The 15,787-nt window shown below is 74.4% G+C and carries 2 protein-coding genes; both read right to left on the bottom strand.

Features of this window, described 5'->3' with window-relative positions; genetic code table 11:
* Window positions 1-12,111 (bottom strand): type I polyketide synthase (locus tag I4J89_RS50695; protein WP_230860833.1); only part of this gene is annotated, 12,111 nt, incomplete at its 3' end.
* Window positions 12,108-15,787: type I polyketide synthase (locus tag I4J89_RS48320; RefSeq protein WP_196420979.1), on the bottom strand; the 3,680-nt coding region annotated here is incomplete at its 5' end. The genes I4J89_RS50695 and I4J89_RS48320, both read right to left, overlap by 4 nt.

The raw sequence follows: 15,787 nt of genomic DNA, 5'->3' as shown, positions 1-15,787 counted from the left end.
CACCACATGCGCGTTGGTCCCGCTCACCCCGAACGACGACACCCCCGCCCGCCGAGGCCGCTCCCCCCGCTCCCACGGCACCGGCTCGGTCAACAACCGCACCGCACCCGCCGACCAGTCCACATGCGGCGACGGCTCCTCGGCGTGCAACGTGCGCGGCAGCGTACTGTGCCGCATCGCGAGCACCATCTTCATCACCCCGGCCACCCCGGCAGCGGCCTGGGAGTGCCCGATGTTCGACTTCAGTGAGCCGAGCCAGAGCGGCTCGGCACGGCCGGCGCCGTAGGTGGCCAGGATCGCGTCGGCCTCGATCGGGTCGCCCAGCGTGGTCCCGGTGCCGTGCGCCTCCACCGCGTCCACCTCGTCGGCGGTCAGCGCGGCGCTCGCCAGGGCCTGGCGGATCACCCGCTGCTGGGCCAGCCCGTTCGGCGCGGTCAGCCCGTTGCTGGCGCCGTCCTGGTTGACCGCGCTGCCGCGCAGGACGGCGAGCACCGGTTGCCCGTCGCGGCGGGCGTCGGCAAAACGGCGAAGCAGCAGGACACCGGCTCCCTCGGCCCAGGCCGTACCGTCGGCACCCGCGCCGAATGCCTTGCACCGCCCGTCCGGTGCCAGCCCGCCCTGCCGGCTGAACTCGACGAACGCGCCCGGGGTGGCCATCACGGTGACCCCGCCGGCGAGAGCCGCGTCGCACTCGCCCTGCCGCAGGGACTGCATGGCCAGGTGGATGGCGACCAGCGACGACGAGCAGGCGGTGTCGACGGTGACCGCCGGGCCCTCCAGGCCGAGTGTGTAGGCGACCCGTCCGGAGGCGACGCTGCCGGCGCTGCCCTGGCCGAGGTAGCCCTCGACCTCCTCGGGAACCGGGCCGGCCAGTGAGGCGTAGCCGCCGTGGAGCAGCCCGGCGAAGACGCCGGTGCTGGTTCCGCGTACCGAGCCGGGATCGATGCCGGCCCGTTCGAAGACCTCCCATGCGATCTCCAGCAGGAGCCGCTGCTGCGGGTCCATGGCGAGCGCCTCGCGCGGGCTGATGCCGAAGAAACCGGCGTCGAACAGGGCCGCGTCGTGCAGGAAACCGCCCTGGCGGGTGTGTGTCGACAGCGCGTCGAGATCCCAGCCGCGGTCGGTGGGGAATGCGGTGATGGCGTCGCAGCCGTCGGCCACCAGACGCCACAGCGCCTCGGGACTGTCCACGCCGCCCGGATAGCGGCAGGCCATGGCGACGATCGCGATGTCGCCGCCGTCCGCCGCCCGGGACGGGGCCGGGGCAGCCGATCCGGTCGCGGATCCGCCCAGCAGTCCGGCGAGGTGATCGGCCAGCCGGTCCGGGCTCGGCTGGTCGAAGACGACGGTGGCGGGCAGCCGCAGCCCGGTGGCGGCACTGACCCGGTTACGCAGTTCCAGGGCGGTCAGCGAGTCGAAGCCGAGTTCCTTGAACGCCCGGTCACCGAGCCCGTCCGGGGTGGGGTGGCCGAGGACGGCCGCAGCCTGTGCGCGTACCAGATCGGCGAGGATCCGGCGGCGTTCGGCGTCGGTGAGCGGGCCGAGCCGCGCGGCGAGGTCACCGGCGTCCGCCCGGGCGGACGCCGCCGCGCGGGGCAGTTGCCGGCGGCGCGCCGCCAGGCGGGCCGGTACGAGCAGCGCGTCCGCCGCGACCACACCGGCGTCGAACAGCTCCAGCCCCTCAGGCACGCTCAGCGGCCTCACGTCGGCGCGCCGCCGCTGGGCCCGATCGAGGTGACCGGTCATCGCGCTGGGCGGTTCCCACAGTCCCCAGGCGAGCGAGACCGCCGGCCGGCCGGCACCGCGGCGATGCTGGGCCAGGGCGTCGAGGAAGGTGTTCGCCGCCGCATAACCGGCCTGGCCGCCGCCGCCGAGCACCCCGGCCGCCGAGGAGAACAGCACGAACGCCGACAAGTCCGCGTCGCGGGTCAGCTCGTCCAGGTGCCGCGCCGCGTCGATCTTGGGACGCAGCACCCGGTCCAGCCGGTCGGCCGTGAGGTCGGTGACGAGTCCGTCGTCGAGGACACCGGCCGCGTGCACGACCATCCGCAACGGGTGCTCGGCGGGGATCGCGGCGAGCGCGGCGGCGAGCGCCTCCCGGTCGGCCGCGTCGCACGCCACGACGGTGGCCTCCGCGCCCAGCCCGGTCAGTTCGTCGGCGAGCGCGGTGGCCGGCTCCCGGCTGAGCAACAACAGGTGCCGGACGCCCCACGAGGTCACCAGGTGCCGTGCGACGACACCGCCGAGCGTGCCGCGCGCACCGGTGATCAGCGCGGTGCCGCCGGCGTGGACCGGCATCGGTACGGTCAGCACCACCTTGCCGACATTGCGCCCCCGGCTCAGGTGCCGGAACGCGTCCCGGGCCCGGCGCACGTCGACCGCGGTGCACGGCAGCGGCCGCAGCTGGCCGCCGGCCAGCAGCGGCAGCAGCAGGTCGAGCATCTCGCGCGTACGGTCGGCGCCGGCCTCCTTGAGGTCGAAGGCGCGGTACCGCAGCCGGGGGTGATCGGCGGGATCGCGGATGTCGGTCTTGCCCATCTCGATGAACCGGCCACCGTCGCGGACCAGGCGCAGCGAGGCGTCGGTGAACTCGTGCGCCAGGCTGTTCAGGACCACGTCGACGCCGCGCCCACCGGTCGCGGACCGGATCCACTCCTCGAAGTCCAGGTCCCGGGAGGACGCGAGGTGGTCCTCGGGCACGCCGAGCGCCTGGACCGCGGCCCATTTGGCGGGACTCGCGGTGGCGTAGACCTCGGCGCCGAGGTGCCGGGCCAGCTGGACCGCGGCCATCCCGACCCCGCCCGCGGCGGCATGCACCAGGACCGTCTCGCCGGGCCGCAGCCGGGCCAGGTCAACCAGCGCGTAGTACGCGGTGAGGAACGCGATCGGCACGGTGGCGGCCTCGGCGAACGACCAGCCCTCCGGGACACCCGTGAGCAGCCGCCGGTCGGCGACCGACTCCGCGCCGAACGAGCCGGGCAGCACGCCGAACACCCGGTCGCCGGGCCGCAGATCGGTGACGTCCGGCCCGGTCTCCAGGACGACGCCGGCGCCCTCGCCACCGAGGCCGGCCTCCCCGGGCACGGCGCCCAAGGCCACCATGACGTCGCGGAAGTTGAGGCCGGCGGCGCGTACGCCCACCCGTACCTGTCCGGGCTCCAGCGGTGCCGGGGCGGCCGGGCGCTCGACCAGCCGCAGGTTGTCGAGGCTGCCCGTCTCCGAGAGTTCGAGCTGCCAGGACGCCGGCAGCGGCGGTTCCGGCGCGGCGGGCACTAGGCTGGGCACGAGAACCTCGCCGGCTCGGACCGCGAAGGCTTCGGCGGCGTCGGTGAACCGGGGCAGCACCGGGTCGCCGTCCAGGTCGACGAGGCCGAACCGTCCCGGATGCTCCGCGGCGGCCGACTTGATCAGTCCCCAGAGCGGCGTTACGGCCGGGTCAGGCCGCTCGCAGGGACCGGTCGCGACGGCGCCGCGAGTCGTGAAAACCAGCCGGGACCCGGCGAAGCGCTCGCCGGCGAGCCACTCCTGGACCAGGTCAAGAGCGTGGACCAGTACGTCACGGGCCGCGCTCTCCGTCGGCGGCGGGACGACCAGCACCGGCGGCACCGGATCGGGAACCGCGGCCAGGTCGCCGGCCAGGACGAACTCGGCGGACATCTCGGCCGGGACCGGTGTCCACTCCACCCGGTGCATCGCGTCGAGCCCGGGACGGACGGCGGTGAACGGCCGCAGCGCCAGTGCGCCGACCGTGGCGACCGGGGCGCCGGTCCGGTCGGCGACGTCGATTCCGATCCGGTCGGTGCCGGCGGGGTGGATCCGTACCCGCAGGTCGGTGGCGCCGGTGGCGTGCAGGGTGACGTCGCTGAAGGCGAACGGCAGGCGGTCACCACCGGCCGCGTCCACCACCGACCCGGCGCGTACGGCCTGCACGCCCGCGTCGAGCAGGGCGGGATGCAGCAGGAACCGGCCGGCGGCGGCGCGCTCCGGTTCGGGCAGGGCCACCTCGGCGTACACCTCGTCGCCGAGCCGCCAGGCGGCCCGCAGGCCCTGGAACGCCGGCCCGTACGCGAAGCCGTCCGCCGCCGCGTTCGCGTAGAAGTCCGTGAGCGGCACGGCGACGGCGTCCGCCGGCGGCCATGCGGTGAGTGCCGTCCCGGCCACCTCGCCGTCCGACAGCACACCGGTGGCGTGCCTGCGCCACGGCCCGTCCGGTCCCGCCGCCTCGCCGTCCGACAGCACACCGGTGGCGTGCCTGCGCCACGGCCCGTCCGGCCCCGCCGCCGAGTGCACGGTGACCGGCAGCCGCCCGTCCTCGCCGGCCTCGCCGACCCGGACCTGCACCGGCACCGCACCCGACGCCGGCAGGATCAGCGGCGCCTCCAGGGTCAACTCCTCGACGCGGGAGCAGCCCGCCCGTTCGGCGGCCGTCAGGGCCAGCTCCAGCAGGGCCGTGCCGGGCAGCAGCACGGTGCCGCCGACGGCGTGGTCGGCCAGCCACGGATGGTCCTGCCGGGACAGCCGGCCGGTGAACAGGTGCCCGGTCGTGCCGGCCAGCGGCGTGCTGGTCTCCAGCAGCGGATGCTCGGCGTCGCCGGCCGCCGGCGAGCCGGTCAGCCAGTACCGTTCGCCCTGGAACGGATAGGTGGGCAGGTCGGCCAGGCGGGCATCGCGCCCGGCGTACGCGGCCGGCCAGTCCACCGCCACACCGCTAGCCCACACCTGGGCCAGCGACGCGTAGAACCGCTCCAGGCCACCGTCGTCGCGGCGCAGCGAGCCGAGTTCGTGGGCCAGCACGGGATGGGGGCTGACCTCGACCAGCGTGCCCAGTCCGGTGATCGCGTCGGCGAACCGCACGGTCTGCCGCAGATTCCGGTACCAGTAGGCGGCGTCCAGCACCACGTCCTCGCCCGGGGTGACCGTGGAGTGGAACGGCACCTGCGGCGCCAAGGGCACGATCCCGTCCAGGGCAGTCAGGATCTCCTCGCGGACCGCCTCCACATGCGGGGAATGCGACGCGTAGTCCACCGCGATCCGCCGCGCCCTCGGCTCTTCAATGAGGAACCGGTCCACCGCCTCTGTGTCACCGGACAGGATCACCGACTCCGGGCCGTTGACCGCCCCCATCGACAGCCCGCCCGGATCGACGTCAGCGAACGGCACCGACACCATCCCGCCCCGACCCGCGATCGCCCGCAACGCCCGACTGCGCAACGCCACCACCCGCGCGGCGTCCTCCAGCGACAGCGCCCCGGCCACATAAGCAGCAGCGATCTCCCCCTGCGAATGACCGACCACCCCGGCCGGTTCGACCCCGTAAGACCGCCACAACGCGGCCAGGGACACCATCACCGCGAACAGGGCCGGCTGCACCACATCGACCTGGTCGAGGGGGCCGGCCAAGACTTCGCGCAGCGACCAGCCGGTGTGCGGCTTCAACGCCTCCTCACACGCCTGCATCGACGCCGCGAACACCGGCGAGCTGTCCCACAACGCCAAACCCATCCCGGTCCACTGCGAACCCTGACCCGGGAACACGAAGACGGCGCGGCGCGTGGTGACCGGAACGGCCGGGGCCGAGCTCAGCTCACGGAGCCGGTCGACGAGGACGCCCCGGTCGGCAGCGACGGCCACCGCCCGGTACGGCAGCGCCGCCCGCCCGGTGGCCAGAGTGTGCGCCACATCAAGCAGCCGAATGTTCTCGTCACCGACCACCGTGGCGAGCCGCCCCGCCTGCGCTTGCAGGGCAGCCTCGCTGCGGGCGGAGAGGACAAACGGCAGCACCGGATCACCGCCGTCGCCCGGTTCGGCCGCGCCCGCCGGAGCCTGCTCCAGGATCACGTGCGCGTTCGTGCCGCTGACCCCGAACGACGAGACGCCCGCCCGCCGCACCGCGCCACCGGATTGCCAGCCCACCGGCTCGGTCAGCAGCCGGACCGGACCGGCCGACCAATCCACGTGACTGGACGGCTCGTCGGCGTGCAGGGTGCGCGGCAGCACTCCGTGCCGAAGAGCGAGGGCCATCTTGATGATGCCGCCGACCCCGGCGGCGGCCTGGGTGTGGCCGACGTTCGACTTCAGCGAGCCCAGCCACAGCGGCCGGTCCCGGCCTTCGCCGTACGTGGCCAGCAGCGCCTGCGCCTCGATCGGGTCGCCGAGCGTGGTGCCGGTGCCGTGCGCCTCGACGGCGTCGATGTCGCCGGGGTTGAGCCGGGCGCTGGCGAGAGCCGCCCGGATCACCCGTTCCTGGGCGGGTCCGCTGGGTGCGCTCAGCCCGTTCGACGCTCCGTCCTGGTTGACCGCGCTGCCGCGCAGCACGGCCACGATCGGATGTCCCAGCCGGCGGGCGTCGGAGAGCCGCGCCAGCAGCAGCCACCCGGCGCCCTCGGCGAAACCGGCGCCGTCGGCGTCCGCGGCGAAGGACCGGCAGCGGCCGTCCGGTGACAGGCCGCGCTGGCGGCTGAATTCGGTGAACAGCCGTGGCGTGGCCATCACCGTGACGCCGCCGGCCAGGGCCATGTCGCATTCGCCCTGCCGAAGCGCCTGTGCGGCGAGATGCGTCGCCACCAGCGACGACGAGCAGGCGGTGTCGATCGTGACGGCCGGTCCCTCCAGACCGAAGGTGTACGCCACCCGCCCGGACACCACGCTGCTCGAGCCGCCGGTGCCGAGGAAGCCTTCGACCTCCCGGGACACGTGCTGCAGCCGGCTCGCGTAGTCGTGGTACATCACGCCCGCGAAGACCCCGGTACGACTGCCGCGTACCGCGGTCGGGTCGAGGCCGGCCCGTTCGAAGACCTCCCAGCTCAGCTCCAGCAGGATCCGCTGCTGCGGGTCCATGGCGAGCGCCTCGCGCGGGCTGATGCCGAAGAACCCGGCGTCGAAGCGGCCCACGTCGTCGAGGAAGCCACCCCGGCGCGTGTACGTCGTACCCGGGTGATCGGGATCGGGGTGGTAGAGCGACGCCACGTCCCAGCCACGGTCCGCGGGGAACTCGCCGGTGGCGTCGACGCCCTCGGCCAGCAGCCGCCACAGCTCGTCGGGCGTGGTCACCCCGCCGGGGTAGCGGCATCCCATCGCCACGATGGCGATCGGCTCACCGTCGGCCACAGCGGCCCGGGGCGCGTCCCGCACCGGGCCGGCCTTCCCGGCCAGCCGGGTCGCCAGGTGGTCGGCGAGCGCGTTCGCCGTCGGGTGGTCGAAGATCAACGTCGCCGGCAGCCGCAGGCCGGTCGCACCGGCAAGGCGGTTACGCAGCTCGACCGCGGTCAGCGAGTCGAAGCCGAGCTCGCGGAAGGCGACGCCGGGGTCGATCGCGTCGGCCGTGGCGTGCCGCAGCACGGCCGCGACGTGCTGCCGGACAAGGTCGAGGGGATCGGCGGCGGCGTCCGCCGCCGGCAGCGCCCGCACCGGCCGGGCCGGGCCGGAGCGTACGTGCTCGAGGCGGGCGGCGACCACCACGGGTTCGTCGCCGGCCAGCGCGGCGTCGAACAGTGCCAGGCCCTCCGCGTCGTCCAGGGGCGCCACCCCGGAGGCGGTCATCCGGGCCAGGTCAGCGTCGCTCAACCGGCCGGTCAGGCCGCTGCGCCGGGCCCACATGCCCCAGGCGATCGACACGGCGGGACGGCCTTGGGCGCGGCGGTGCACGGCGAGCGCGTCGAGGGCGGCGTTGGCGGCGGCGTACCCGCCCTGACCCGGGGTGCCCCGGGTGCCGGCGAGTGAGGAGAACAGCACGAACGCCGTGAGGTCGGCGCCGGCGGTCAGCTCGTCCAGGTGCCGCGCCGCGTCGATCTTGGGGCGGAGGACCGCGTCGACCCGCTCCGGGGTCAGCGAGGTGAGCACACCGTCGTCGAGGACGCCGGCCGCGTGCACCACGATCCGGATCGGCTGCTCGGCGAGCACGGCCCGCAGCGCGTCCCGGTCCGCGACGTCCAGCGCGTGCACGATGGCCTCCGCGCCGAGCGCGGTCAGCTCGTCGGCGAGGGCGGTGGCGGGGGTGCGGCTGAGCAACAACAGCCGGCGTACGCCGTGCCGGGTCACCAGGTGCCGGGCGACGAGCCCGCCGAGCATTCCGCTGGCACCGGTGATCACCGCTGTGCCGTCGCCGGGTGTGGGGGTGGCCGTGGCTGCGGGCACGGGCACCAGGCGGGGGCCGTACACCCGTCCGTTGCGGACCGTGACTTCGGTGGCGCCGGCCGCGATCGCCGGCACCGCCACCGCCACCGTCGCGTCACCGTCGGAGTCGGTGTCGGCGAGCGCGAACCGGTCCGGGTGCTCTTCCCGCGCTGAGCGGATGAGGCCCCACACCGCGGCCGCCGCGACGCCGCCGGCCGATACCGCGGCCGCCGACACGTCGCCGGCCGGCACCGCGATCGCTGCGACTTCGCCGGCCGACACCGCGCCGCGGGTGACGAAGACGAGGCGGGAGGCGGCGTAGCGGTCGTCGGCGAGCCACGCCTGGCACGCGGCGAGTGCGGCATGCACGGCGGCGTGCGGCTCCTCGGCCACGACCGGCAGCAGTACGGTCGCCGGCACCACCTCGGGCAGCGTCCCGGCCGGGTCGAGCAGCGTCCACTCGCCGGGTGCGACGGGTGCGGCTTCGGGCAGTGGTTCCCAGGCGAGACGGCGCAGCGGGGTGAGCGAGCCGGGCAGTGGCCGGCTGGTCAGGGCGTCGGCGGTGGCCACCGGGCGGCCGGTGGAGTCGGTGACGTCCAGGGACACGCCGTCGGCGGCGGAGCTGAGGCGGACCCGGAGCGCGGCGGCGCCGGTCGCGTACAGCGAGACGCCGGTGAAGGAGAACGGCAGGCGGCCGGGCTCATCGCCGGGCAGGGCGGCGGCCATCGCCTGCAGCGCGGCGTCGAGCAGGGCCGGGTGCACCCCGAAACGTACGGCGTCCGCCTCCTGCTCGGCGGCCAGGCGCACGTCGGCGTACAGGTCGTCGCCGTGCCGCCAGAGTTCCCGCAGGCCGTGGAACGCCGGCCCGTACCGGAATCCGGCTTCGGCCAGGCGGTCGCGCAGCGCCGCCACGTCGACCGGTTCGGCACCGGCGGGCGGCCACTGAACAGGTGGTGTTTCCGGGGCCGGTCCGGCAGCCGTCAGGACGCCGCTGGCGTGCGTGGTCCACGGCTCGTCGCCGTCGTCGGGGCGAGCCCACACGGTCACGGCCCGGCGCCCGCTCCCGTCGTCGGCGCCGACCGTGACCTGCAGTTGCACGCCACCGCGAGCCGGTAGCACCAGCGGTACCGGCATCACCAGCTCGTCGACCCGGCGGCAGTCCACCTGCTCACCCGCGCGCAGCACCAGTTCGAGCAGCGCCGTTGCGGGTAGCAGCACGGTGCCCCGGACCGCGTGGTCGGCGAGCCAGGGGTGGGTGAGCCGGGAGATCCGCCCGGTGAGCAGCAGGTCGCCGGCGGTGCCGGCCAGGGTCGCCGCCGCGCCCAGCAGCGGATGTCCGGTCGGGCCGAGCCCGAGGCCGGTGGCCGCATCGGCGTAAGGCGGCGCGTCGAGCCAGTACCGCCGCCGCTGGAACGGGTAGGTGGGCAGGATGGCCGGCCGCCCGGCCGGCACCAGGTCGCTGACCGCGGCGCCGCGGACGTACGCCTCGGCCAGGGTGTGCAGGAGGCGGCCGGTGCCGTCCTCGTCGCGCCGCAGTGTGCCGATCGCCTCGGCAGGCAGCGCGGCGAGCAGCACCGGGTGCGGGCTGACCTCGATGAACAGGTCGTTCGAGAGCTGCTCCACGACGTCGCCGAAGCGGACCGTCTGCCGCAAATTGCGGTACCAGTAGTCGGCGTCCGGGACCACGTCCTCGCCCGGCGTGACCGTGGAGTGGAACGGCACCTGCGGCACCAGAGGCACGATGCCGTCCAGCGCGGCCAGGATCTCCTCGCGGACCGCCTCCACGTGCGGCGAATGCGAGGCGTAGTCCACCGCGATCCGCCGCGCTCGCGGTTCGGCGGCGAGGAACCGCTCGACCGCCTCGGCATCACCGGACAGCACCACCGACTCCGGGCCGTTGACCGCCGCAATCGACAGCTCGCCCGCATCGACGTCGGCGAACGGCACCGACACCATCCCGCCCCGACCCGCGATCGCCCGCAACGCCCGACTCCGCAACGCCACCACCCGCGCGGCGTCCTCCAGCGACAAGGCGCCAGCCACATACGCGGCGGCGATCTCCCCCTGCGAATGACCCACCACCGCCGACGGCTCGACCCCGTAGGACCGCCACAACGCGGCCAGGGACACCATCACCGCGAACAACGCCGGCTGCACCACATCCACCTGATCCAGCGGACCCGCCAACTGCTCCCGCAACGACCAGCCGGTGTGCGGCTTCAGCGCCTCCTCACACGCCTGCATCGACGCCGCGAACACCGGCGAGCTGTCCCACAACTCCAGACCCATACCGGTCCACTGCGAACCCTGACCCGGAAACACGAACACGATGCGGCGGGTTCCGTCGGGTGCCGTTCCGCGTACGGTATGCGGCCCCGGCGTGCCGGCCGCGAGCGCCCGCAGCTCGCCGGCGAGGGTCTCCGTGTCGGTGGCCAGCACCACCGCCCGCTCGGCGAAACGGGCCCGTCCGGTGGCGAGGGTGTGTGCCACATCGACCAGCCGAGACGCGGCGGTGACGCACTCGGCGAGCCGGGCCGCCTGCTCCCGCAGGGCAACGTCATCCCGCGCGGAGATGGGGTACGCCAGCAGCCCGTCCACCGGCGCCGGCACGGGATCCTCCGGCGCCTCCTCGATGATCGCGTGGGCGTTCGTACCGCTCGCCCCGAACGACGACACACCGGCGCGGCGCACCCGCCCGGGCGCGGCCGGCCACGGAGTCCGCTCGGCCAGCAGCGACACCGCACCAGCGGTCCAGTCCACGTGGCTGGACGGTTCGCCGGCGTGCAGGGTGCGCGGCAGCACGCCCTCGCGCAGTGCGAGAACGGTCTTGATGACACCACCGACCCCGGCGGCAGCCTGGGTGTGGCCGATGTTCGACTTGAGCGAGCCGAGCCACAGCGGCCGCTCCCGGTCCTGCCCGTACGTGGCGAGCAGCGCCTGCGCCTCGATCGGATCGCCGAGCGGGGTGCCGGTGCCGTGCGCCTCCACCACGTCCACGTCCGAGGCGGCCAGCCCGGCGTCGGCGAGCGCGGCCCGGATCACCCGCTGCTGGGCGGGACCGTTGGGCGCGGTCAGCCCGCTGCTGGCGCCGTCCTGATTGATAGCGGTGCCGCGAACCACGGCGAGCACCGGATGGCCCCCGCGCCGCGCGTCGGAGAGCCGCTCCAGCAGCAGGATTCCGGCGCCCTCGGCGAACCCGGCGCCGTCCGCCGCCTCCGAGAAGGCCTTGCACCGCCCGTCGCGGGCCAGACCGCGCTGGCGGGCCGCCTCGATCAGCATGTTCGGGGTGGCCATCACCGTGACCCCGCCGGCGAGCGCCAGGTCACAGTCACCGTTGCGCAGTGCCCGCACCGCCAAGTGCAGGCAGACCAGCGAGGACGAGCAGGCTGTGTCGACGGTGACGGCCGGCCCTTCCAGCCCGAGCGTGTACGCGACGCGACCCGAGGCGATGCTGCCGGCACTGCCGTTGGCGAAGTACCCCTCGCTGCCCTCCGGCGCGCGGGGCAGCCGCGCGGCGTAGTCGTGCGACATGACGCCGGCGAACACGCCGGTGCGGCTGCCCCGGACCGCGTGCGGATCGATGCCGGCCCGCTCGAACGCCTCCCAGGAGATCTCGAGCAACAGGCGCTGCTGGGGATCCATGGCGACGGCCTCGCGCGGGCTGATCCGGAAGAACGCCGGGTCGAAGTCCGCGGCGTCGTGCAGGAAGCCGCCCTCGCGCACGTAGCAGGTGCCGGGCCGGTCCGGGTCGGGATCGTAGAGGGCGTCGAGGTCCCAGCCACGGTCGGCGGGGAAACCGGAGATCGCGTCACCACCCGCGGCGAGCAGCGACCACAGGTCTTCCGGCGACCGTACGCTGCCCGGATAGCGGCAGGCCAGCGCCACGACGGCGATGGGTTCCCGGTCCCGGGCCTCCAGTTCGTGGATGCGTTCCCGGGCCGCGGAGAGGTCCGCGGTGACCCACTTGAGATAGTCGAGCAGCTTCTCCTCGTCACTCATCGTGAATCACTCCCGTTGCCGTTCGCCCGGCCGAGTTGCTTGTCGATGAAGGCGAACACCTCGTCGGCCGAGGCGCCGTCGAGCACCGCAGGACGCGGTGGCGGCACCGCCGTGACCTGCTCCGGCACCGGGTTGAGGGCCGCCGCGAGGTGCTCGGCCAGCCGATCCGGGGTGGGATGGTCGAAGATCAGCGTGGCCGGCAGGCGCAGGCCGGTCACCGTGGCGAGGCGGTTGCGCAGCTCGACCGCGGTCAGCGAGTCGAAGCCGATCTCGAGGAAGCCGTGCGTCTCCGGGACGGCCGCGGCGGACCCGTGGCCCAGCACCGTCGCGGCGTGGTCACGAACCAGGCCCAGCAGGCCGGCCGGTGTCGTGGGAAGAACGGAGGTGCCCCGGGCCGCCGCGGGGTGGGGGGAAGGTGCGGCGGCCCGGGGTGCTGCGCGGGCGGGGAGGGAGACCAGACCGCGCAGCAGGGCGGGCACCGCGGTGTCCCGCAGTGCCGCCGGATCGAGGTGCGCGGCGACGATGGCCGGCTCCGCGGCCACCAGCGCCGCGTCGAGTAGGGCCAGGCCTTCGGCGGGCGCGAGAGCCAGCATGCCGGAGCGGCGCATCCGGGCGATGTCGGTGTCCGTGAGGTGCCCGGTCATCCCGCCGCCGCCGTCCCAGAGCCCCCAGGCGACGGCGACCGCGGGCAGCCCGTTCGCGCGGCGATGCTGGGCGAGGCCGTCCAGGAAGGCGTTCGCCGCCGCGTAGTTGCCCTGGCCCTGGCGGCCGAACACGCCGGCCGCCGCGGAGAAGAGCACGAAGGCGGTGAGCTTCTCCTGGCGGGTCAGTTCGTGCAGGTGCACCGCCCCGTCGATCTTGGGGCGGGTGACCCGGTCGAGCTGGGCCGGGCTCATCGTCTCGACCAGGCCGTCGTCGAGCACACCGGCCAGATGGACGACCGCGGTGAGCGGGTGCTCGGCGGGCACCCGGCCGAGCAGCCGCGCGGTGGCTTCCCGGTCCGCGACATCGCAGGCTTCGACGGTCACGGTCGCACCGAGGGAGGTCAGCTCGGTGACCAGATCCTCGCCGCCGCCACGGCGGCTCGCCAGCAGCAGATGCCGGACCCCGTGCACGGTGATTAGATGCCGGGCTACCAGCGATCCGAGGGTGCCGGTGCCGCCGGTGAGCAACACCGTCCCGTTGCGGTCCAGGGCGTTCCAGGAGTCCTGGCGTGCCGCGGTCCGGACCAGGCGGGGCACCCGTGGGGCGCCCGAGCGTACGGCCAGCTGCGGCTCCGACCGGGTGAGCAGCGAGCGGAGCGCGTCGTGCGAGGCCGGCAGATCGTCCACGTCGACCAGGTGGATGCGGTCCGGGTGCTCCGACTGTGCCGAGCGCACCAGGCCCCAGGTCGCGGCATGGGCGAGGTCGGTCACGTCCTCGTCCGGTGTGGTCGCCACCGCGCCCCGGGTGACGATCACCAGACGGGATCCGGCCAGCGCGGGTTCGGCCAGCCATTCCTGGACCAGGTCGAGGACCCGGTGGGCCGCCGACCGCGCGGACACCGCCAGGTCGGGGCCATCGGACAGGCACGTCGCCAGCACGTGCCCGGGCATGGGTGCGCCGTGTGCGACCGCACGGCGCAGGGCGGAGAGGTCGGCGTGGACCGGAGCGCCGGCGGCCAGTCCGAGCGGGTCAGGGCCGATGACCGTACGGTCGCCGAGGTCCCCCGCCGAGCCGGTGGGTGCGGACCAGGAGACACGGAACAGGAAGTTGCTGGGCAGCGCGGTCAGTGGCCGGCTGACCAGCGATTCCACGGTCGCCACGGGCGCGCCGGTGAAATCGTGCAGGGTGAGTTCCAGGGCGCCGTCCGCGGTGTCGCGCAGCCGCACCCGGACGGCGGTGGCACCGGTGGCGTGCAGCCGCACACCACTCCAGGAGAACGGGACCCGTGCCCGGTCGCCCGGCTCGACCCGGGTCAGGGCCGCGGCGTGGGTGGCGGCGTCCAGCAGTGCGGGGTGCAGTCCGAAGTGGTGGGCTTCGGGGATCAGTTCCTCCGGCAGGACCACCTCGGCGAGGATCTCGTCGCCGTGCCGCCATACCCGGCGCAGCCCCTGGAACGCCGGACCGTAGGTCAGCCCGGTGCCGGCCAGCCGGTCGAGCACGGAACGCGGATCCACCCGCTCAGCGCCGGTGGGTGGCCAGAGGCTGTCGTCGTGGTCCGGCTCGGATCCGGTGTCGGGTAGCAGGGTGCCGGTGGCGTGGGTGGTCCATTCGTCGCCGGTGCGGGAGTGGATGGACACGATGCGGCGTCCGGTGTCGTCGGGCAGACCAACCGCCACCTGCACCTGCGCCGGCGGATGCAACGGAGCGTGCAGGGTCAGCTCCTCGACCGTCCCGCCGGCCCGCAACGCGAGTTCGAGCAGGCCGGTGCCCGGCACCAACGCCGTCCCGTCAACGGCGTGGTCAGCCAGCCACGGCGCATCGATCTGCCCGTCGAACAACAAGCCTTGCGCCCACTGGACCGGCTCACCCAGCCAGCCCGGCGACGCACCGTCCAGCCAGTACCGGCGGCGCTGGAAACGGTAGGTCGGCAGGACTACCCGGCGCGGGTCACGGCCGGCGAACACCGCCGCCCAATCCACCGCCGCACCACGAGCCCACACCCGCGCCAGCGACGCGAAAAACCGGTCCAGGCCACCCTCGTCGCGGCGCAGCGAACCGAGTTCATGGGCCAGCACCGGATGCGGGCTGACCTCTACCAGCGTGCCCAGCCCGGTGATCGCGTCGGCGAACCGCACGGTCTGCCGCAGATTGCGGTACCAGTAGGCGGCGTCCAGGACCACGTCCTCGCCCGGGGCGACCGTGGAGTGGAACGGCACCAGCGGCACCAAAGGCACGATCCCGTCCAGCGCGACCAGGATCTCCTCGCGAACCGCCTCCACATGCGGGGAATGCGAGGCGTAGTCCACCGCGATCCGCCGGGCTCGCGGTTCTCCAGCGAGGAACCGGTCCACCGCGTCTTTGTCACCGGACAGGATCACCGAATCGGGGCCGTTGACCGCCGCCACGGAGAGTTCGCCGGGGTCGACGTCGGCGAACGGCACCGACACCATCCCGCCCCGACCCGCGATCGCCCGCAACGCCCGACTGCGCAACGCCACCACCCGCGCGGCGTCCTCCAGCGACAGCGCCCCGGCCACATACGCGGCGGCGATCTCGCCCTGCGAATGACCCACCACCGCCGCTGGTTCGACCCCGTAGGACCGCCACAACGCGGCGAGGGACACCATCACCGCGAACAGGGCGGGCTGCACCACATCCACCTGGTCGAGAGGGCCGGCGAGTTGCTCGCGCAGCGACCAGCCGGTGTGCGGCTTCAACGCCTCCTCACACGCCTGCATCGACGCGGCGAACACCGGCGAGCTGTCCCACAACTCCAGACCCATGCCGGTCCACTGCGAACCCTGACCCGGGAACACGAACACCACCCGGCCATCACCAGCGCGCACCGGCAAGTCCTCACCAGCCACCCACCGCCACGGCAACGCCGCCCGCCCGACCGCCAGGGTGAACGCCACATCCACCGGCCGCAGATCCGCGACTTCCTGCAGCTCGGCGACCTGCTCCCGCAGGGCCTGCTCGGACGCCGCCGACACCACCCACGGCACCACCGGACCGGCATCCTCCGGTGGAG

Source organism: Actinoplanes aureus (assembly GCF_015704865.1).
Taxonomy (GTDB): Bacteria; Actinomycetota; Actinomycetes; order Mycobacteriales; family Micromonosporaceae; genus Actinoplanes; species Actinoplanes aureus.
Note: the sequence above shows the minus strand (reverse complement) of the source record. Positions and strands in the feature narration are given on the sequence as shown.